The sequence below is a fragment of the Pseudomonas sp. GL_103 genome (genome assembly GCF_057835175.1).
The window spans coordinates 6,142,666-6,161,794 of record NZ_CM174420.1 but is presented as its reverse complement, the minus strand read 5'-3'; the positions used below and the strand labels follow the sequence as shown (position 1 = coordinate 6,161,794).

Sequence of the window (19,129 nt, the reverse complement as noted above, 5' to 3'; positions counted from 1 at the left end):
TTTTCCATCAGGCGCCTAAAGGGAAACTCTGCGAAATCGCCTATGAACCTGACAGGCGTTTTCGCACAGCAACCCCTCAAAAACCGGAGCAAGCATTGAGTATATCGGTCGGTAGACTCCGCGACGACCGTCCGGTTCTCATTTTGACTGTCAAAAACGCACCTCTATGTGCTTTTTCGAACAATTTGCTATCGTGCCGGACCTGCCCAAACCTCAGCCAGCGTTGTTGAGGTTGCAGATCCGACTATAAGAGAAGCCCTTGCCATGACCACAGCGCCCTCGAGCATCGCGCAGCCAGACCAACCCGCACGTCCGCTGACCCGCAACGACTACAAGACTCTATCGCTGTCTGCCCTGGGCGGCGCGCTGGAGTTCTACGATTTCATCATCTTCGTGTTCTTCGCCACTGTGGTGGGCAAGCTGTTCTTCCCGGCGGACATGCCTGAGTGGCTACGCCTGATGCAGACCTTCGGCATCTTCGCCGCCGGCTACCTGGCGCGGCCGCTGGGCGGCATCGTGATGGCGCACTTCGGCGACCTGCTGGGCCGCAAGAAAATGTTCACCCTGAGCATTTTCATGATGGCGGTGCCGACCTTGATCATGGGTTTGCTGCCGACTTATGCGCAGATCGGCATGTGGGCGCCGATTTTGTTGCTGCTGATGCGGGTGATCCAGGGCGCGGCCATTGGCGGTGAAGTGCCGGGGGCGTGGGTCTTCGTTTCCGAGCACGTTCCGCAGCGGCATGTCGGCTACGCATGCGGCACCCTGACCAGCGGCCTGACGGCGGGCATCCTGCTCGGCTCGCTGGTCGCCACGGCGATCAACAGCCTCTATACCCCGGTGGAAGTCGCGGATTACGCCTGGCGGACTCCGTTCCTGCTGGGTGGTGTGTTCGGTCTGTTTTCGGTGTACCTGCGTCGCTGGCTGCACGAAACCCCGGTGTTCGCCGAACTGCAACAGCGCAAGGCCCTGACCGAAGAAGTGCCGCTGCGAGCGGTGCTGCGTGACCATCGTGGCGCCATCGCCATTTCGATGCTGCTGACCTGGCTGCTGTCGGCCGCCATCGTGGTGTTGATCCTGATGACCCCGACTGTGTTGCAGACGGTCTATCACTTCTCGCCAACCACGTCCCTGCAGGCGAACAGCGTGGCGATCGTGTTCCTGAGTTTTGGTTGCGTCATTGCTGGCGCACTGGCCGATCGCTTCGGTGCGGGACGAGTCTTCGTGATCGGCTGTACCGCATTGCTGGCCAGTTCCTGGACCTTCTACCACAGCCTGGCAGACCATCCCGACTGGCTGTTCCAGATGTATGCCCTGACCGGTCTGCTGGTCGGCACCATCGGCGCGGTGCCCTATGTGATGGTCAAGGCGTTCCCGCCAGTGGTGCGTTTCAGCGGCTTGTCGTTCTCGTACAACGTGGCCTACGCGATTTTCGGTGGTCTGACGCCGATGATCGTCAGCCTGTTGCTCAAGGAAAGTGCGATGGGGCCTGCCTATTATGTGGCGGTGCTGTGTGGGGTGGGGATCCTGGTCGGCGCTTGGCTATGGAAGAAGGGCCGTTGATCCGTTAGTAGTGGCAACGGTGCGCGCTGCGTTTCCGGCTAAGTTCCGCCAATTCCTACATTTACAGTTACAACTGAAAGGCCAGCCTTCCGAGCGGAGTGCTGGCCTTTCATCCAATTGTCATATTTCAGCCATAGAGTGTTCACACGGCCTGCTGATACTTGGCCCCGAATAACACACCCTATCTGCTAGGAGTAAGGCATGAAACTGAAGCGTTTGATGGCGGCAATGACTTTTGTCGCTGCTGGCGTTGCGACTGCCAACGCGGTTGCCGCTGTTGACCCTGCTATCCCGAGCTACACCAAGACCACTGGTGTGTCGGGCAACCTGTCCAGCGTTGGTTCCGATACCCTGGCCAACCTCATGACCCTCTGGGCCGAGAACTACAAAAAAGAATACCCGAACGTAAACATCCAGATTCAGGCCGCTGGCTCCGCCACTGCGCCACCTGCGCTGACTGAAGGCACCTCCAACCTGGGCCCGATGAGCCGCAAGATGAAGGACACCGAACTGGCTGCCTTCGAGCAGAAGTACGGCTACAAGCCAACCGCTATCCCGGTTGCCGTGGACGCCCTGGCTGTATTCGTACACAAGGACAACCCGATCCAGCACCTGACCATGGAACAGGTCGACGCGATCTTCTCGTCCACTCGTCTGTGCGGCGCCAAGACCGAAGTCAAAACCTGGGGCGACCTGGGCGTGACCGGCGACCTGGCCAACAAGCCGGTTCAACTGTTCGGTCGTAACTCGGTATCCGGCACCTACGGCTACTTCAAGGAAGAAGCCCTGTGCAAAGGCGACTACAAGCCTAACGTGAACGAACAACCAGGCTCGGCTTCGGTCGTGCAGTCGATCAGCTCCTCGCTGAACGGCATCGGTTACTCGGGCATCGGCTACAAGACCGCAAGCGTGAAGACTGTGGCCCTGGCCAAGAAAGGCAGCCAGGACTTCGTCGAAGACACCGAAGAAAACGCCCTGAACGGCAAGTACCCGCTGTCGCGCTTCCTGTACGTGTACGTCAACAAGGCCCCGAATAAGCCTCTGGCCCCGCTGGAAGCCGAGTTCGTGAAACTGGTTCTGTCGAAACAGGGCCAGGAAGTTGTAGTGAAAGACGGTTACATCCCACTGCCGGCCAAAGTAGCTGCCAAAGCTCTGGCTGACCTGGGTCTGGCGGAAGGCGGCGCTGAAGTCGCAAAAAAGTAACAAATTGAGTCCGAGGTGAATCCCTCGGACTCACATGGGGGTGGCAGGAGCCGCCCCCATACACCTCTAATTCTCTATCCGCTGCTGGTTACCGCTAGCGGCGGATTTGTTGCGTCACTGCATTGTCATCTTTCTGTCATACAGGATCGCTAGGGTGTGCGCATGAATGATCTGGCCAATTCCAACATGACTACTAATCCCCCCAAGCGAATTGATTTCAATACGCCTGAGCTACAACGCAAGCGCCGCATTCGCGCGCTCAAAGATCGCCTGACCCGCTGGTACGTCCTCGTTGGCGGCCTCGCTGTTCTGGGCGCGATCACCTTGATCTTCTTCTTCCTTGCCTACGTCGTCGCGCCCCTGTTCCAGGGTGCCAGCCTGACGTCCAAGGACGCCATCACGCCAGCCTGGATGCAAGACGCCGGCAAGCCGCTGATGATCTCCCTGGAAGAGCAGAACCAGGTTGCGATGCGGGTTTCCGACAAGGGTCAGGCATTGTTCTTCGACATCGACAGTGGCGCTGAATTGAAGCGCGTCGATCTGTCGATCCCGGCCGGCACCACCGTGACCTCCATCGGTGAAGACCAGCCAGGTCACCCGCTGGTGGCTGTGGGGCTGTCCAACGGCCAGGCCCTGGTGTTCCGCCATACCTATAAGGTCAGCTACCCGGACGGCAAGAAAACCATCACCCCGGCCATCGAGTACCCGTATGGCGAAGCGCCGATCGCGGTGAACGAAGCCGGCGGTGCGCTGGAGCACGTCAGCCTCAACGCCAACGATTCGACCCTGATGCTGGTCGGCTCCACCGGTTCGCAACTCAATGTTCTGTCGCTGACCAGCGAAGAGAACATGATGACCGGCGAAGTCACCAACGAGCAGAAGCGCATCGAACTGCCGCAGATGAACGAGCCGGTGAAGAGCATCTTCGTCGACCCGCGTCAGCAGTGGCTGTACGTGATCAACGGGCGTGCCCAGGCCGACGTGTTCAGCCTGCGCGACAAGAGCCTCAACGGTCGCTACAAACTGGCGGAAAACGGCGAAACCGAAGTCACCGCCAGCACCCAACTGGTGGGCGGCATCTCGCTGATCATCGGTGACTCCAAGGGTGGCCTGGCCCAGTGGTTCATGGCTCGCGACCCCGATGGCGAGCAACGCCTGAAGCAGATCCGCACCTTCCAGATGGGCACCACGCCTATCGTTGAAATCACCGCCGAAGAACGCCGCAAGGGCTTCGTTGCCCTCGACGCTTCCGGCAAGCTCGGCGTGTTCCACAGCACCGCCCACCGCACCTTGCTGGTGGAACCGGTTGCTGAAGGCCAGGGCATTTTCGGTCTGTCGCCTCGTGCCAACCGCTTGATCGTGGAAGCCGGCGGCAAGTTGCACCCGCTGCTGCTCGACAACCCGCACCCGGAAGTCTCGTGGAGCGCACTGTGGAGCAAGGTCTGGTACGAGAACTACGACGAGCCTAAATACGTCTGGCAATCGACCGCGGCCAACACCGACTTCGAACCCAAGCTGAGCCTGTCGCCGCTGACCTTCGGTACCCTGAAAGCCGCGTTCTACGCCATGCTGCTGGCCGCTCCACTGGCCGTTGCCGCAGCGATCTACACCGCGTACTTCATGGCTCCGGGCATGCGCCGCAAGGTCAAGCCGGTGATCGAGTTGATGGAAGCGATGCCGACGGTGATCCTCGGTTTCTTCGCCGGTCTGTTCCTCGCACCCTATGTGGAAGGGCATTTGCCGGGCATCTTCAGCCTGCTGATGTTGCTGCCGATCGGCATCCTGGTCGCCGGTTTCACTTTCAGCCGCCTGCCTGAGTCGATCCGCCTGAAAGTCCCGGATGGCTGGGAAAGTGCGCTGCTGATTCCGGTGATCCTGTTTGTGGGCTGGCTGTCGCTGTACATGAGCCCGTTCATGGAGAACTGGTTCTTCGGCGGCGACATGCGCATGTGGATCTCCCACGACCTGGGCATCACCTACGACCAGCGCAACGCCCTGGTGGTCGGCCTGGCCATGGGCTTCGCGGTCATCCCGAACATCTACTCGATCGCCGAAGACGCCGTGTTCAGTGTGCCTCGCGGCCTGACCCTGGGCTCCCTGGCCCTCGGTGCCACGCCGTGGCAGACCATGACCCGCGTGGTGATCCTCACCGCGAGCCCGGGCATCTTCTCGGCGCTGATGATCGGCATGGGCCGTGCGGTCGGTGAAACCATGATCGTGTTGATGGCCACCGGTAACACCCCGGTCATGGAAATGAACCTGTTCGAAGGCCTGCGCACCCTGGCGGCCAACGTTGCAGTGGAAATGCCCGAATCGGAAGTCGGCGGCAGCCACTACCGCGTGCTGTTCCTCTCGGCGCTGGTGCTGCTGTTGTTCACCTTCGTCATGAACACCCTCGCAGAACTGATTCGTCAGCGTCTGCGCAAGAAATACTCGTCGCTTTAAGCAAAGGTAGAAGTCTGTGAAACAGAACTCCCTGAAAGGATGGTTCAAGAGCGGCGCCCCCGGCGTCTGGATCAGCGGTGGCGCGGTGTCCATCGCGGTCATCATGACCATTGGCCTGCTGGCAGTGATTGCCGTGCGTGGCCTGGGTCACTTCTGGCCGGCTGACCTGGTGCATGCCAGTTACGACGTACCGGGCCAGGCCAATCACCTGGTGATCGGCGAAATCGTACAGAAGGAAGAAGTGCCACGTGCCCGACTGAAGAGCGCCGGCCTGCCGGTGCCTGACGAAGGCCCGGAGTTCATGACCCGCGAGCTGATCAAGGTCGGCAACCGCGACCTGAACGGCAACGACTTCACCTGGATCGTCGGCGAGTGGCTGACCAAACAGACGACGCCGCCGGAGCTGATGGCCATCGAGCGTCGCGAGTGGGGCAACTTCTACGGTTACCTGGTCAACGTTAAACAGGATGGCAAGGTTGTCGCTGAAGGCGAAGCCGCATGGCCTGAGTTGCAGGCCCGTGTCGACCGCGTCAACAAGCTGGCGGCACAGCTCAAGAACCTGGAAAAAACCGACATCGGCGCGATCAACGCCGGTCTCGAGCGCATCCGCCTGAACGGTCGCAAGCTGGAGCTGGATGGCAAACTCGACGCCACCGCACAAGCGGACATGGAGTCGGAGCGCGCCGAACTCAATGCCCGCTATCAGGATGTTGAAGCGCGCCTGAACGATCTGCATGCGCAGTTCAACCGCGACAGCCTGACCGCCCGCGATGCGAACGGTAAGGAAATCGAAATCGGCATCGGCAAAGTGGTTCACGCCTATCAGCCGAACGCCATGAGCACGACCACCAAGATCGGTTTCTACTTCAGTAAGGTCTGGGAGTTCCTGAGCGACGACCCGCGTGAAGCGAACACCGAAGGCGGTATCTTCCCGGCCATCTTCGGCACCGTGATGATGACCCTGATCATGGCGATGATCGTGACCCCGTTCGGCGTGCTGGCGGCGGTGTACCTGCGTGAATACGCCAAGCAGAACGCGCTGACCCGGGTGATCCGCATCGCGGTGAACAACCTGGCGGGCGTTCCGGCCATCGTTTACGGTGTGTTCGGCCTGGGCTTCTTCGTCTATGTGCTGGGCGGCTCGCTCGACCGTCTGTTCTTCCCGGAAGCACTGCCGGCACCGACCTTCGGTACGCCGGGTCTGCTCTGGGCTTCGCTGACCCTGGCGCTGCTGGCGGTGCCGGTGGTGATCGTGGCCACCGAAGAAGGCCTGGCGCGGATTCCTCGCACCGTGCGTGAAGGCTCGTTGGCCCTCGGCGCGACCAAGGCTGAAACCTTGTGGAAGATCGTGTTGCCGATGGCCAGCCCGGCGATGATGACCGGCATGATCCTCGCCGTGGCCCGCGCCGCGGGTGAAGTGGCGCCGCTGATGCTGGTGGGCGTGGTGAAACTGGCGCCGTCGTTGCCGGTGGACGGTAACTACCCGTACCTGCACCTGGACCAGAAGATCATGCACCTGGGCTTCCACATCTATGACGTCGGCTTCCAGAGCCCGAACGTCGAAGCCGCGCGACCGCTGGTGTACGCCACGGCGCTGCTGCTGGTGCTGGTGATCGCGACATTGAACCTGTCTGCGGTGTACATCCGTAACCACCTGCGCGAGAAGTACAAGGCGCTGGATAGCTGATTTCTTATGTGGGAGCGAGCCTGCTCGCGAAGCTTTTGGCGCCAGTGATGGCCCCTTCGCGAGCAAGCTCGCTCCCACAAAAAATGAACCGAATTTGTTAGCACAGGGAGCCTCCCATGCAGCACGAAGCACATACCCACGGCATCAACATGTCGGCCCTGGGTCGCGACAAGCAGAGCCTGAACCTCGAGCAGGAAACCGTGGCCATCGAAGTACCGGGCCTGAGCCTGTTCTATGGCGAAAAACAAGCGCTGTACGACGTCAGCATGAACATCCCGAAACAGCGCGTGACCGCCTTCATCGGCCCGTCCGGCTGTGGCAAGTCCACGCTGCTGCGTACCTTCAACCGCATGAACGACCTGGTTGACGGCTGCCGCGTTGAAGGCGAGATCAACCTCTACGGCAACAACATCTACCGCAAGGGCGAGGACGTGGCCGAACTGCGTCGTCGCGTCGGCATGGTGTTCCAGAAGCCCAACCCGTTCCCGAAAACCATCTACGAAAACGTGGTTTACGGCCTGCGCATCCAGGGCATCAACAAGAAGCGCGTCCTCGACGAAGCCGTTGAGTGGGCGTTGAAAGGCGCGGCACTGTGGGACGAGGTCAAGGACCGTCTGCACGAGTCGGCACTGGGCCTGTCCGGTGGTCAGCAGCAGCGTCTGGTGATTGCCCGCACCATCGCCGTAGAGCCGGAAGTGCTGCTGCTCGACGAACCCTGCTCGGCACTCGACCCGATCTCCACGCTGAAAGTCGAAGAGCTGATCTACGAACTGAAATCCAAGTTCACCATCGTGATCGTGACCCACAACATGCAACAGGCCGCGCGGGTTTCCGACTACACGGCGTTCATGTACATGGGCAAACTGGTGGAATTCGGCGACACCGATACCCTGTTCACCAACCCGGCGAAGAAGCAGACCGAAGACTACATCACCGGTCGCTACGGCTAGCAGCAGCCACGAGCCGCAAGCTTCAAGCGGCAAGTCAGAGCGGTTCGGGTACGACACACATCAGCTTGCAGCTTGTAGCTTGCAGCTCACAGCTTTTGCGGAGCAGACAACATGATTTCTAAGGAAGGCCTTACACACCACATCTCCCAGCAGTTCAACGCCGAACTGGAGGAAGTGCGCAGCCACCTCCTGGCCATGGGCGGGCTGGTCGAGAAGCAAGTCAACGACGCGGTGACCGCGCTGATCGAGGCCGACTCCGGCCTGGCCCAGCAGGTGCGCGAGATCGACGACCAGATCAACCAGATGGAACGCAACATCGACGAAGAATGCCTGCGCATTCTGGCCCGTCGCCAGCCGGCGGCTTCCGATCTGCGCCTGATCATCAGCATTTCCAAGTCGGTGATCGACCTGGAGCGCATCGGTGACGAAGCGACCAAGATCGCCCGTCGTGCCATCCAGCTGTGCGAAGAAGGCGAAGCGCCGCGCGGTTACGTGGAAGTGCGCCACATCGGTGACCAGGTGCGCAACATGGTCCGCGACGCACTGGACGCCTTCGCCCGTTTCGACGCCGAACTGGCCTTGTCGGTGGCGCAGTACGACAAGATCATCGACCGCGAATACAAGACCGCCCTGCGTGAGCTGGCCACCTACATGATGGAAGATCCGCGTTCCATTTCGCGGGTTCTGAGCATTATCTGGGTGCTGCGTTCGCTGGAGCGTATCGGCGACCACGCGCGCAATATCTCGGAGCTGGTGATCTACCTGGTACGCGGCACCGACGTGCGGCACCTGGGTCTCAAGCGCATGAAGGAAGAAGTCGAAGGAACCAGTGGCGAAAGCGCTAATGTTCCGGGCAAAACTGACGATAAGTAAGGTTGCCCAAGTAAAGCGCCCGGCCTTTTGGCCGGGCGTTTTTGTTTGCGGCGTACGAATTCGAAAAGCAGCACCCCGCGAACGAAAAGTCCGGCGTGACTGAAGGTTTTTTGGCAATGTGCCATCAGCAAGGCGGTATGCTGGCCGGGATTTTTTAAAGGGGTTTTGGATGAGTAAGGTCAGTGTGTTGGTCGTGGACGATGCGTCGTTCATTCGTGATCTGGTGAAAAAGTGCCTGCGCAATTATTTCCCGGGCATGCGGATCGAAGATGCGATCAACGGCAGAAAGGCCCAGGCCATGCTGGCCAAGGAAGCTTTCGACCTGGTCCTGTGTGACTGGGAAATGCCGGAAATGTCCGGCCTGGAATTGCTGACCTGGTGCCGCGAGCAAGACAACCTCAAGGCCATGCCTTTCGTGATGGTGACCAGCCGTGGCGACAAGGAGAACGTTGTCCAGGCGATCCAGGCCGGGGTATCCGGCTACGTCAGCAAGCCGTTCACCAACGAGCAACTGATCACCAAGGTCAAGCAGGCGCTGCACAAGGTCGGCAAACTCGACGCCTTGATCAACGTAGCCGCGACCAAAACCAGCCCTGCCTTCGCTAACGACTCCCTCGCCGCATTGACCGGTGGCAAGGCCCCCGTCGTTACGCCAACGGCCGCACCCGCACCGTCCAAAGGCTTGCTCAACAGCCCGCCGGTCAAGGCGCCTGCGGCCTCTTCGGCACCCACCAGTGGCCGTGGCCAGGGTCAACTGCGTTTGCCCAACGGTATCGCGCAATGCGTGATCAAGGCCTTGAGCCTCAAGGAAGCCCTGTTGGTGGTCAAGCGCACCGAGGCCTTGCCGCAGATCCTCGACAGCGCCGTGCTGGACCTGGAGCAGGGCGACAACGCCGAGATCGCCCGCCTCAACGGTTACCTGCACGCCGTCGTGGCCCACGAACCGAAGCCCGACAGCGACTGGCTGCAACTGACCTTCCGATTTGTCGACCAGGATGCACAGAAGCTCGATTATATTTCGCGCCTGATTGCGCGTGGTACGGCGCAGAAGCACTTCATTCCTGGCGCTTGATCCAGCGCCGTCTGCGAGTTCGCCTTCGCGAGCAAGCCCGCTCCCACATTTGAAATGCATTCCAATGTGGGAGCGGGCTTGCTCGCGAAGGGTCCATTGGCCTTGCCGAAAATCTTCTGAACGGCCCATTTTGAAACATCTGCCGACTACCCGGGTCCATTGCAGCTGCTAGGCTCCATCCCAGATCTCACTCGACAGAATCCTTGCTCATGTTCTCGCGCCTGCTGCTTTTATGTGGCCTGTTCATGGTCGCCAACTCGGCCATGGCCATGACCATCTACAAATCCAAAGATGCCTATGGCGTGGTTTCCTACAGCGACCGCCCCAGCAAAGGCGCCCATGTGTTCGTTTTTCGCGATGGCATGGTCGAGCACCTTGAGCGTCAGGTGCGCCTCATCATCATGAAGAAGAACGGCGTGCACAGCGTGTACGTGCGCAATGACCTGTATGCGCCGGTAGAAGTCGAATTGAGTTTTGCCGGGGTGAAGAACGCCAGCGGTGTGCCGGGCGGGACGATTCGGCGGGTGATACCGCTACGCAGCAGCGTTCGTCTGGCGCAGCTCACGGCGGCTAAAGGTGGGAGGTCCCTCGCGTACGTCCCGAAGTTCAAATACTCCCTGGGCGACCCCTCAGGGCCCACGGTGGGCTATCGGTACCCGTTGCCCTGGCGTGGCGGACCGTTCCGGATAAGCCAGGGCGCCAATGGCCCCTACAGCCACTTCGGGCCCAAGAGCCGTTACGCCATAGACATCGCAATGCCTGAGGGCACGCCGATCATTGCCGCGCGAGGCGGGGTGGTGGTGAAAACCGAGAACAGACAGAGCGGGCGCGGCACCGACGCATCCGGCAATTTCGTGCGGGTGCTGCACGATGACGGGACCATGGGGGTTTACCTGCACCTGAAGAAAGGCTCGGTCTGCGTTCGGGAAGGTCAGCGGGTAACGGTGGGCAGTGCGTTGGCGTTGTCGGGCAACACCGGCAACAGCACCGGGCCGCATTTGCACTTCGTGGTGCAGCGCAATACCGGGTTGGGGCTGGTATCGATTCCGTACCAGTTCAACCAGCCGGTCGGCGCGCTGCCCAACTTTGCGTTGGGCAAGCAGTGAAGCCTTGAAGCAAAAGATCGCAGCCTTCGGCAGCTCCTACAGGGTCATGTGTACACCCTGTAGGAGCTGCCGAAGGCTGCGATCTTTTGGGATCAATGCGGTTTAACGAATCGCATCAATCCAGCATCAACACCTTGGCCAGTACGATCTTCGGCCCTTTCATCTTCTTGATGATGATCCGCAGGCCTTCGACTTCCAGCACTTCTTCCTCTTCAGGAACGCGCTTGAGGCTCTCATAGACCAGCCCGGCAAGGGTTTCGGCTTCGACGTGGTCGAGGTCGATGCCCAGCAGTCGTTCAACCTTGAACAGCGGCGTATCGCCCCGCACCAGCAGCTTGCCCGGCTGATACGCGAGGATCCCGCGTTCGGCCTTGCGGTGTTCGTCCTGGATGTCGCCCACCAGCACTTCCAGCACGTCTTCCATGGTCAGGTAGCCGATGATGTTGCCGTCGGCCTCTTCGACCACGGCGAAGTGCGAGCCGCCCTTGCGGAACTGCTCCAGCAACTGCGACAGCGGCATGTGCCGCGACACGCGCTCCAGCGGGCGGGTCAGTTCGGCCAGGTTGAACGACTCGGGAATGTGGTCCAGCGCCGCCAGTTCCAGCAGCAGATCCTTGATGTGCAGCAGGCCGACGAACTCCTGGCGTTCGCTGTCGTACACCGGGTAGCGGCTGAACTTGTGGCGACGGAACATCGCCAGGATCTGCTTGAGCGGCGCGTTGAACTCCAGGGTCACCAGGTCTTCGCGGGAGTTGGCCCAGTCGACCACTTCCAGTTCACCCATTTCCACTGCCGAGGCCAAGACACGCATGCCTTGGTCGCTCGGGTCCTGGCCACGGCTGGAGTGCAGGATCAGTTTCAGTTCTTCACGGCTGTAGTGGTGCTCGTGATGCGGGCCGGGCTCACCTTGCCCCGCAATGCGCAGGATGGTGTTGGCGCTGGCGTTGAGCAGGTAGATGGCCGGGTACATGGCCCAGTAGAACAGGTACAGCGGCACCGCGGTCCACAGCGACAGCAACTCGGGTTTGCGGATCGCCCAGGATTTGGGGGCCAGCTCGCCGACCACGATGTGCAGGTACGAAATGATGAAGAAGGCGGTGAAGAACGAGATGCCTTTGACCACTTCGGCCGATTCAACGCCCACGGCACTCAGCAACGGCTCAAGAATGTGCGCAAACGCCGGTTCGCCGACCCAGCCAAGGCCCAGCGAGGCCAGGGTGATACCCAACTGGCAGGCGGACAGGTAAGCATCGAGCTGACTGTGTACGGTGCGCAGGATGTGGCCGCGCCAGCCGTGTTGCTCGGCGATGGCTTCGACCCGGGTCGAGCGCAATTTGACCATGGCAAATTCCGCCGCAACGAAAAATCCGTTGAGCAAAACCAGGATCAGAGCAAAAAGAATCATGCCGAAGTCGGCGAAAATTGTAGCGAGGGTCAAGCCAGGGGAAGGGTCCATGATGGAGTTTTGCGGGTTCCGTATATTCGAGAGGGAAGTAAAAAGCCGCGCCTGAAAGGCAGGCACAAGTCAGCCAATGTAGCGGCTGACCGGCCAGTTGCCTAGTGGTGCGTGCTGACCGGTATCAGTCAGCGGTGCTGATAACCCGTGATTTGGTGACCTGGGCCGGGGCAAAGTGGCAGGTAAAGGTGCTGCCGTGGCCCGGTACGCTGCTGATTTCCATCCGTGCCCGATGTCGTAACAGGACGTGTTTGACGATCGCCAGCCCCAGGCCGGTGCCCCCGGTGTTGGAGTTGCGGCTGGAGTCGACGCGATAGAAGCGTTCGGTCAGGCGCGGCAGGTGTTTGGCATCGATGCCGATCCCGGAATCCTGCACGCTCAGGTGCGCCCCCTGGTCATCGGCCCACCAGCGAATGCGGATATTGCCTTCGGCCGGGGTGTATTTCACCGCGTTGAATACCAGATTGGAAAACGCACTGCGCAACTCAGCTTCGCTGCCCTTGAGCAGAATCGTCGGGTCGGCTTCCAGGGTGATTTTCTGGTTTTTCTGGCCGGACAACTGCTGCGCATCGCTCTTGATCGATTGCAGCAAGCCGTCGATCGGCACCGGCTGGTTGTCCGACGGATAATCGGTGGCTTCCAGCTTGGCCAGCAACAACAGATCGTTGAGCAGGGTCTGCATGCGTCCGCCTTGCTGCTGCATCTGCTGCAAGGCGCGGCCCCAGCGCGGGTTCACCTCGTCGACGTTGTCGAGCAAGGTTTCCAGGTAACCGCAGATCACCGTCAACGGCGTGCGCAGTTCATGGGAAACGTTGGCGATGAAGTCTTTGCGCATCTGTTCCAGCTGATGGATGCGCGTCACATCGCGCACCAGCATCAAGTGTTCGTTGTTGCCGTAGCGGGTGATGTACAGCTGAATGCGCACGCGGTCGTTGGTCGGCGAGGGGATTTCCAGCGGCTCGGCGTAGCTGTCTTGCTCGAAGTATTCCTTGAAGCGCGGATGGCGCACCAGGTTGGTCACCGGTTGGCCGCTGTCCTGTGGCGTCTTGAGGCCCAGCAGGGTTTCGGCGGCGCGGTTCCACCATTCCAGGTTGCCGTCGGTGTCGAGCATGATCACCGCATCCTTGAGCGCGGCGGTGGATTCCTGAACCCGGTCGATCACCGCTTGCAGGCGCCCGCGTACCCGTTGGTCGCGGCGTTGCAGGTGGTAGATGCTGTCGAACACCTCGCCCCACAGGCCGTAGCCGTCGGGTGGCGCTTCATCGGGTTTGTGCAGGCGCAGCCACTCGTGCAGACGCAGCAATTGCTTGAGGGTCCATGCCAGGTAAAGACCCAGGCCTGCGGCGAGGCTCCAGCCGTAATAGCCGGTGATCAGGCCGATCACCAGGCAGGCGGTGACCAGCAGCAGCATGTGGCGAATCAGGGTGCCATGCCAGTTTTGGTTCACTTGACGCGCGTCCTTGTCAGCTTGTCGGGCGGTAAAGGTCCGGGTCAGGCTTTGGTAGAAAAGCGGTATCCGGTGCCGCGCACGGTTTGTACCAGATTTTCGTAAGCATCGCCGAGGGCTTTGCGCAGGCGTCGAATGTGCACATCAACGGTGCGCTCTTCGACGTAGACGTTGCCGCCCCAGACCTGATCCAGCAACTGGCCACGAGTGTAGGCGCGTTCCTGGTGGGTCATGAAGAATTGCAGCAGGCGGTATTCGGTCGGGCCCATCTCGGCAGGACGGCCGTCGATGGTCACGCGGTGGCTGATCGGGTCCAGCAGCAGGCCGCCGACTTCGATTGGCGCCTCGCCATCGGTCGGGCCGGCGCGACGCAGCACGGCCTTCAGGCGCGCCACCAGCTCACGGGGGGAAAACGGCTTGGTGATGTAGTCGTCGGCACCGACTTCCAGGCCCTGGATCTTGTTGTCCTCTTCACCCTTGGCGGTGAGCATGATGATCGGGATGTCCCCGGTCAGTTCATCACGCTTGAGACGACGGGCCAGCTCGATGCCGGACGTGCCGGGCAGCATCCAGTCGAGCAGGATCAGGTCCGGTTTGCGGTCGACGATAATGGCGTGGGCCTGCTGGGAGTTCTCAGCCTCCAGGCAGTCATAGCCGGCCATTTCCAACGCAACGGCGATCATTTCGCGAATAGGCGCTTCGTCGTCGACGATCAGAATGCTCCTGCCAACCATGCCCTTAATCCTCTTGTCATTTAACTGTCTTGCGCCGCATTAGATAACGGAATTATTGCAGTCGTGTGACAGTATTTTAGTCGACCGGCGATTGGCTGGATCCTGGGCTAAGCTCTAAGTCCGAATCCTGACAACCACAAAGGAAGGTTTCAAATGAATCGACACTCGCATTCCATCAAGGCCCTGCTGCTGGCCGCGGCCCTGGCATTGCCTTCGATGGCCTTCGCCGCCGAACCGGGCATGATGAAAGACGGCATGATGACCGACCACAAAGGGATGACCCTGTACACCTTCGACAAGGACTCAGGCGGCAAATCGGTCTGCACTGGTGAGTGTGCAGAGTACTGGCCACCGCTGAAGGCGGAAGCAGGCGCAAAGGCTGAAGGTAAATGGTCAGTCATCAAGCGTGACGATGGCACGATGCAATGGGCCTACGACGGCAAGCCGCTTTACTACTTCCAGAAGGACAAGGCACCCGGAGAAATGAAAGGCGACAAGATGAAAGACGTCTGGCACGTCGTTCGTGAGCACATGTAACACTGCAAGAAGATCGCAGCCTCCGGTAGGAGCTGCCTTGGGCTGCGATCTTTTCAACGGTCAACGCAACGCGTAGTCCAGCACAATCCCGACGAAAATCGCCAACCCCGCCCAGTGATTGTGCAAAAACGCCTTGAAGCAACGCATCCGGTCCTTGCCGCGGGTGTACCAGAACTCCCACGCAAAGCAGCCCGCCGCCACCAGTAATCCGAGGTGGAACCAGCCACCAAGGTCGAACTTCGAACCCGCCAGCAACAGGCAACCCAGCGCCAGCCCTTGCAGGGTCAGGATGATCGCCCGGTCCGCGTCGCCGAACAGGATTGCCGTGGACTTCACGCCGATCTTCAGGTCGTCATCGCGGTCGGTCATCGCGTAATACGTGTCGTAACCCACTGTCCACATCAGGTTGGCGATCCACAGCAGCCACGCGGCAGCCGGCAATTCACCGGTTTCTGCGGTGAACGCCATCGGCATCCCCCACGAAAATGCGGCGCCCAGCACCACTTGCGGGTAATAGGTGTAGCGCTTCATGAACGGGTAACTGAACGCCAGCGCCAGGCCGCCCAACGACAGCCAAATGGTCGCGGCATTGGTGCACAGCACCAGCAGGAAGCTCACGCCCATCAGCAATGCGAAGAACACCAGCGCCTCTTTGGAGCTGATCTTGCCGCTCACCAGCGGTCGCTGCTCGGTACGCTTCACATGACCATCGACCTTGCGGTCCGCCCAGTCGTTGATCACGCAGCCGCCGGCGCGGGTCAGCACCACGCCGAGGACGAAAATCACAATGTTGGCCAAGGACGGCGAGCCCTTGCCGGCAATCCACAGCGCCCACAGCGTTGGCCAGAGCAGCAGGTAAATGCCGATCGGTTTGTCCATGCGGGTCAGCTGAATGAAATCCCAGGCCCGAGGGTTCAAGCGGTTTAAGGACTTGAGCAGGCTTTGGTACATCAACGGTTCTCCGATTGGGCGCAGGCGGCGTCCCACAGGGAAGGCAGGAATATTTCGGCCACCAAGACGCTCAAGGCACCGCGGTCGAAGCGCGAGCGGCGGCCCCACAGCTCAGGCGATTGCACCTCGGCGGGCAGCCAGGCTTGCGGATAATGGCAAACCTCGATGGCTCGGCGCTGGAAGGCCTGATCGCAAAACAGCAATTCGCCCAGCGAGCGGCTGCCCAGTTCGTCCATGTGCAAGCCGTCGCCTTGCAATGCACTGCGTGACGCCACGCTGCGCGCAAACACCCACGCCTGGCCATGACCGCGCAAATACACCTCGCGCACCCAGCCCTCACTGCCATCGGCCAGGTCCAGCGCTGCGCATTCGTCGGCACGCAGGGGTTGCCAGCCTTCGAACATCGGCGAGACGCTGAAGGCATCATTCGACAGATGAATCAGACGTCTGGTCAGCGAGCCTTCGTCGAACAGCCAGTCGAGGGTGGAGGCATCGGGGAGGGGCGCCAGTTCGCTGTGCGAGAGCCAGAGAGGAGCTGGAGAGGGGGATTCTGTGTGATGCACAATGAGTCATTATTGGCAGCAAATGAGGCAGCGAGCTTAACATGTCAGCCGCCGATATCGATTGAAATGGCCTGCCGTTGCGCCGAACAGACTTGCATCCGACGGCCCCGATCAGTACAAAACGCGCTGAGTCGGACGGCAGTGCTGCAACCATCGACCGTCCGGCCGGCAAAACGCCTGAACCCTGAGGAAGTACCTGATGAAAAAGTGGCAATGTATCGTCTGCGGCCTGATCTACAACGAAGCCGACGGTTGGCCGGATGACGGCATTGCGCCGGGCACCCGTTGGGAAGACGTCCCGGCAGACTGGCTGTGCCCGGACTGCGGTGTGGGCAAAATGGATTTTGAAATGATCGAAATCGCTGCCTGAATAATTGAGGAGTAAGGAATGAACGCACCTGTCGTAATCATTGGCACCGGCCTGGCGGGCTACAACGTGGCCCGCGAGTTTCGCAAACTCGATAGCGAAACCCCGCTGCTGCTGATTACCGCCGATGACGGGCGCTCCTACTCCAAGCCGATGCTCTCCACCGGCTTCGGCAAAAACAAAGATGCCGACGGCCTGAGCATGGCCGAACCCGGCGCCATGGCCGAGCAGCTCAAGGCTGAAATACGCACCCACACGCGCATTAGCGGCATCGACCCGGGCCACAAACGCCTGTGGATCGGTGAAGAAGCGGTGATCTACCGCGACCTGATCCTGGCCTGGGGCGCCGAAACCGTGCGCGTGCCCATTGAAGGCGACGCGGCGGATTGCGTATTCCCGATCAACGACCTGGAAGACTACGCACGCTTCCGTGCGGCGGCGGCCGGCAAGCGCCGCGTGCTGCTGCTTGGCGCCGGCCTGATCGGCTGCGAGTTCGCCAACGACCTGACCCTGGGCGGCTACGAAGTGCAACTGGTTGCACCGTGCGAACAAGTCATGCCGACCCTGCTGCACCCGGCGGCCGCGGCGGCCGTGCAGGCTGGCCTCGAAAGCCTCGGAGCGCGCTTCCACCTCGGGCCGGTGCTCAACCGCCTGCAACGCGTGGCTGACGGTCTGGAAGCGCACCTGTCCGATGGCCAAGTGATCCCGTGCGACGTGGTGGTCTCGGCCATTGGCCTGCGCCCGCGCGTCGACCTGGCGGCAGCGGCCGGTCTGCAGGTCAACCGCGGCATCATGGTCGATCGGCACCTGAAGACCTCCCATGCCAACATCTACGCCCTGGGCGACTGCGCCGAGGTCGACGGGCTGAACTTGCTGTACGTGATGCCCCTGATGAGCTGTGCGAGGGCGCTGGCGCAAACCCTGGCCGGCAACCCGACCGCCGTCACCTATGGCCCGATGCCGATCACCGTCAAAACCCCGGTCTGCCCGCTGGTGGTGTCCCCGCCTCCACGGGGCGCGGAAGGCATCTGGACAGTCGAAGGGCAGGGCGCCGACATCAAGGTTTTGTGTCGCGATGCCGCGGGCAAGCTGCTCGGTTACGCCCTCACCGGTACCGCCGTGATGGAAAAACTGGCCCTGAACAAAGAGCTTCCGGCCTTGTTGGCGTAAATACCGGTCGTTCTGTCGGAATCACCCCCCTTTTGTCCTAACAATGGCCGCGCCGATACTGGCGCGGGGCCTCACTGCGTGCCATCCTCACTCCCGTCTGCCGCAGAGTAGAGCACCTGCGGCGCTTTTGGCGCTGCTCCGCAGAGAGCAGCACGGACATAACAACAACAAACCGTCAAAGGGGCTTCACTCACATGCGTAAACCAGACCTCGCTGCAGCCATTGCTGAAAAAGCAGACCTCACCAAAGAACAAGCCAACCGCGTTCTCAACGCCGTTCTTGAAGAAATCACCGGTGCCCTGCACCGCAAAGACAGCGTGACGCTGGTGGGCTTCGGTACCTTCCTGCAACGCCATCGCGGTGCCCGCACCGGCAAAAACCCGCAAACCGGTGAACCCGTCAAAATCAAGGCCAGCAACACCGTTGCGTTCAAACCAGGCAAGTCGTTGAAAGACAGCGTTAATCCGTAATCCGTTTTCACCTCCCGCGCAGCGGGGGAGTGGAATAAAAAATGGGCACGCCAACCAGGGTTGGGTGCCCATTTTTTGTGGGTGGCGAATCAGCCGAGCCCGCTTTGTTGCTTGGCGAGAATCGCCGCCATTTGCGGCTCATCCAGATGATCCAGCGCCCGCTCTACCAGCAAATGCGCCCCCTCAGCCACGCGACTGATCGCCAGGGCTACTGAGCGGCGTGATCCGTCTACATCGTCGGCCAGGTCAGCGGCGATGGCGCTGATGGACAGCAGATCTTCCGAGGCGTTGGCCAGGAGTGCTTCGGTATTGATGTCTGGGCAGACACTGAAGAGTTGGCCGCTGCGTTTCGTTGTTGTTTGTTTTGGTGGGGCGAGATAGTGATCGAGGGCGCGTTCGGCGGCTTCGTGGAGTTTTTTGGAATCGAGGGATTCGTAGGGGGATGTGGCTTCGTTTTCGGATGCGTCGGGTGGCGGAGTCATTGGTGTAAATCCTTGGTTAAGAAGTTTTGCTCCCGATTTCGGACTTGCACATC

18 protein-coding genes are annotated in these 19,129 nt (G+C 60.6%); 12 read left to right on the top strand and 6 right to left on the bottom strand.

Annotated elements, in window-relative coordinates; genetic code table 11:
• Positions 1–264 precede the first annotated feature (264 nt).
• From AC3IP0_RS27920 to AC3IP0_RS27885, 8 genes are all read left to right on the top strand, one after another.
• On the top strand, positions 265–1,563 hold the full coding sequence (locus tag AC3IP0_RS27920; protein ID WP_489326355.1) for an MFS transporter: 1,299 nt from the start codon (positions 265–267) through the stop codon (positions 1,561–1,563).
• Between the two features lie 201 nt (positions 1,564–1,764).
• Positions 1,765–2,766 carry a phosphate ABC transporter substrate-binding protein PstS gene (locus AC3IP0_RS27915; RefSeq protein WP_095943424.1) on the top strand — a complete coding sequence of 334 codons (1,002 nt, stop codon included), beginning with the start codon at positions 1,765–1,767 and terminating at the stop codon, positions 2,764–2,766.
• A 411-nt stretch (positions 2,767–3,177) separates the two neighbouring features.
• Positions 3,178–5,211: an ABC transporter permease subunit gene (locus AC3IP0_RS27910; RefSeq protein ID WP_489319832.1), complete on the top strand. Its 2,034-nt coding sequence runs from the start codon at positions 3,178–3,180 to the stop codon at positions 5,209–5,211.
• A gap of 16 nt (positions 5,212–5,227) precedes the next feature.
• A complete protein-coding gene (gene pstA / locus AC3IP0_RS27905; RefSeq protein ID WP_489317703.1) occupies positions 5,228–6,898 on the top strand; it encodes a phosphate ABC transporter permease PstA in 1,671 nt (556 codons plus the stop codon).
• Between the two features lie 116 nt (positions 6,899–7,014).
• On the top strand, positions 7,015–7,848 hold the full coding sequence (gene pstB / locus AC3IP0_RS27900) for a phosphate ABC transporter ATP-binding protein PstB (RefSeq protein ID WP_007971742.1): 834 nt from the start codon (positions 7,015–7,017) through the stop codon (positions 7,846–7,848).
• A 111-nt stretch (positions 7,849–7,959) separates the two neighbouring features.
• Positions 7,960–8,721, top strand: a complete 762-nt coding sequence (phoU, locus tag AC3IP0_RS27895; protein WP_046038908.1) for a phosphate signaling complex protein PhoU — start codon at positions 7,960–7,962, stop codon at positions 8,719–8,721.
• A 169-nt stretch (positions 8,722–8,890) separates the two neighbouring features.
• Positions 8,891–9,793, top strand: a complete 903-nt coding sequence (locus tag AC3IP0_RS27890; RefSeq protein WP_489317702.1) for a response regulator — start codon at positions 8,891–8,893, stop codon at positions 9,791–9,793.
• A 209-nt stretch (positions 9,794–10,002) separates the two neighbouring features.
• Positions 10,003–10,899 carry a peptidoglycan DD-metalloendopeptidase family protein gene (locus AC3IP0_RS27885; protein WP_489317701.1) on the top strand — a complete coding sequence of 299 codons (897 nt, stop codon included), beginning with the start codon at positions 10,003–10,005 and terminating at the stop codon, positions 10,897–10,899.
• A gap of 115 nt (positions 10,900–11,014) precedes the next feature.
• On the opposite strand, the gene AC3IP0_RS27880 is transcribed toward AC3IP0_RS27885, so the two are convergent.
• From AC3IP0_RS27880 to phoB, 3 genes are all read right to left on the bottom strand, one after another.
• Positions 11,015–12,355, bottom strand: a complete 1,341-nt coding sequence (locus tag AC3IP0_RS27880) for a hemolysin family protein (RefSeq protein ID WP_489317700.1) — start codon at positions 12,353–12,355, stop codon at positions 11,015–11,017.
• 124 nt (positions 12,356–12,479) lie between these two features.
• Complete coding sequence (phoR, locus tag AC3IP0_RS27875) at positions 12,480–13,766, bottom strand: phosphate regulon sensor histidine kinase PhoR (RefSeq protein ID WP_489319831.1); 1,287 nt, start codon at positions 13,764–13,766, stop codon at positions 12,480–12,482.
• Positions 13,767–13,846: 80 nt separating this feature from the next.
• Positions 13,847–14,536, bottom strand: a complete 690-nt coding sequence (gene phoB, locus AC3IP0_RS27870; RefSeq protein WP_003229608.1) for a phosphate regulon transcriptional regulator PhoB — start codon at positions 14,534–14,536, stop codon at positions 13,847–13,849.
• A gap of 153 nt (positions 14,537–14,689) precedes the next feature.
• On the opposite strand from phoB, the gene AC3IP0_RS27865 reads away from it, so the two are divergent.
• Positions 14,690–15,073, top strand: a complete 384-nt coding sequence (locus tag AC3IP0_RS27865; RefSeq protein WP_489317699.1) for a COG4315 family predicted lipoprotein — start codon at positions 14,690–14,692, stop codon at positions 15,071–15,073.
• Positions 15,074–15,133: 60 nt separating this feature from the next.
• Here the strand turns inward: AC3IP0_RS27865 and ubiA are convergent, their stop codons facing one another.
• Both ubiA and AC3IP0_RS27855 read right to left on the bottom strand, forming a co-directional pair.
• Entirely contained in the window at positions 15,134–16,024 is an 891-nt protein-coding gene (gene ubiA / locus AC3IP0_RS27860; RefSeq protein ID WP_489326354.1) for a 4-hydroxybenzoate octaprenyltransferase, read from the bottom strand.
• Complete coding sequence (locus tag AC3IP0_RS27855; RefSeq protein WP_489326352.1) at positions 16,024–16,587, bottom strand: chorismate--pyruvate lyase family protein; 564 nt, start codon at positions 16,585–16,587, stop codon at positions 16,024–16,026. The genes ubiA and AC3IP0_RS27855 overlap by 1 nt, the downstream gene beginning before the upstream one ends.
• Positions 16,588–16,786: 199 nt before the next feature.
• Here AC3IP0_RS27855 and AC3IP0_RS27850 point away from each other — a divergent pair, with 199 nt between their 5' ends.
• From AC3IP0_RS27850 to AC3IP0_RS27840, 3 genes are all read left to right on the top strand, one after another.
• Positions 16,787–16,957, top strand: a complete 171-nt coding sequence (locus tag AC3IP0_RS27850) for a rubredoxin (RefSeq protein WP_007995385.1) — start codon at positions 16,787–16,789, stop codon at positions 16,955–16,957.
• Between the two features lie 18 nt (positions 16,958–16,975).
• Positions 16,976–18,124, top strand: a complete 1,149-nt coding sequence (locus tag AC3IP0_RS27845; RefSeq protein WP_489326351.1) for an NAD(P)/FAD-dependent oxidoreductase — start codon at positions 16,976–16,978, stop codon at positions 18,122–18,124.
• A gap of 194 nt (positions 18,125–18,318) precedes the next feature.
• Positions 18,319–18,594 (top strand): HU family DNA-binding protein, encoded by a 276-nt coding sequence (locus tag AC3IP0_RS27840; protein ID WP_003195589.1) that lies wholly within the window; start codon positions 18,319–18,321, stop codon positions 18,592–18,594.
• Positions 18,595–18,683: 89 nt separating this feature from the next.
• Here AC3IP0_RS27840 and AC3IP0_RS27835 read toward each other — a convergent pair whose 3' ends face one another.
• Complete coding sequence (locus AC3IP0_RS27835; RefSeq protein WP_489317695.1) at positions 18,684–19,076, bottom strand: DUF6124 family protein; 393 nt, start codon at positions 19,074–19,076, stop codon at positions 18,684–18,686.
• Between the last annotated feature and the right edge of the window lie 53 nt (positions 19,077–19,129).

Coding starts and splice junctions, on each gene's coding strand:
- AC3IP0_RS27890 (WP_489317702.1), top strand. CDS start 8,891: ATGAGTAAGGTCAGTGTGTTGGTCGTGGACGATGCGTCGTTCATTCGT.
- phoU (WP_046038908.1), top strand. CDS start 7,960: ATGATTTCTAAGGAAGGCCTTACACACCACATCTCCCAGCAGTTCAAC.
- AC3IP0_RS27850 (WP_007995385.1), top strand. CDS start 16,787: ATGAAAAAGTGGCAATGTATCGTCTGCGGCCTGATCTACAACGAAGCC.
- AC3IP0_RS27845 (WP_489326351.1), top strand. CDS start 16,976: ATGAACGCACCTGTCGTAATCATTGGCACCGGCCTGGCGGGCTACAAC.
- AC3IP0_RS27865 (WP_489317699.1), top strand. CDS start 14,690: ATGAATCGACACTCGCATTCCATCAAGGCCCTGCTGCTGGCCGCGGCC.
- AC3IP0_RS27910 (WP_489319832.1), top strand. CDS start 3,178: ATGCAAGACGCCGGCAAGCCGCTGATGATCTCCCTGGAAGAGCAGAAC.
- AC3IP0_RS27920 (WP_489326355.1), top strand. CDS start 265: ATGACCACAGCGCCCTCGAGCATCGCGCAGCCAGACCAACCCGCACGT.
- AC3IP0_RS27885 (WP_489317701.1), top strand. CDS start 10,003: ATGTTCTCGCGCCTGCTGCTTTTATGTGGCCTGTTCATGGTCGCCAAC.
- pstB (WP_007971742.1), top strand. CDS start 7,015: ATGCAGCACGAAGCACATACCCACGGCATCAACATGTCGGCCCTGGGT.
- AC3IP0_RS27840 (WP_003195589.1), top strand. CDS start 18,319: ATGCGTAAACCAGACCTCGCTGCAGCCATTGCTGAAAAAGCAGACCTC.
- phoR (WP_489319831.1), bottom strand. CDS start 13,766: ATGCTGCTGCTGGTCACCGCCTGCCTGGTGATCGGCCTGATCACCGGC.
- AC3IP0_RS27880 (WP_489317700.1), bottom strand. CDS start 12,355: ATGGACCCTTCCCCTGGCTTGACCCTCGCTACAATTTTCGCCGACTTC.
- ubiA (WP_489326354.1), bottom strand. CDS start 16,024: ATGTACCAAAGCCTGCTCAAGTCCTTAAACCGCTTGAACCCTCGGGCC.
- phoB (WP_003229608.1), bottom strand. CDS start 14,536: ATGGTTGGCAGGAGCATTCTGATCGTCGACGACGAAGCGCCTATTCGC.
- AC3IP0_RS27915 (WP_095943424.1), top strand. CDS start 1,765: ATGAAACTGAAGCGTTTGATGGCGGCAATGACTTTTGTCGCTGCTGGC.
- AC3IP0_RS27835 (WP_489317695.1), bottom strand. CDS start 19,076: ATGACTCCGCCACCCGACGCATCCGAAAACGAAGCCACATCCCCCTAC.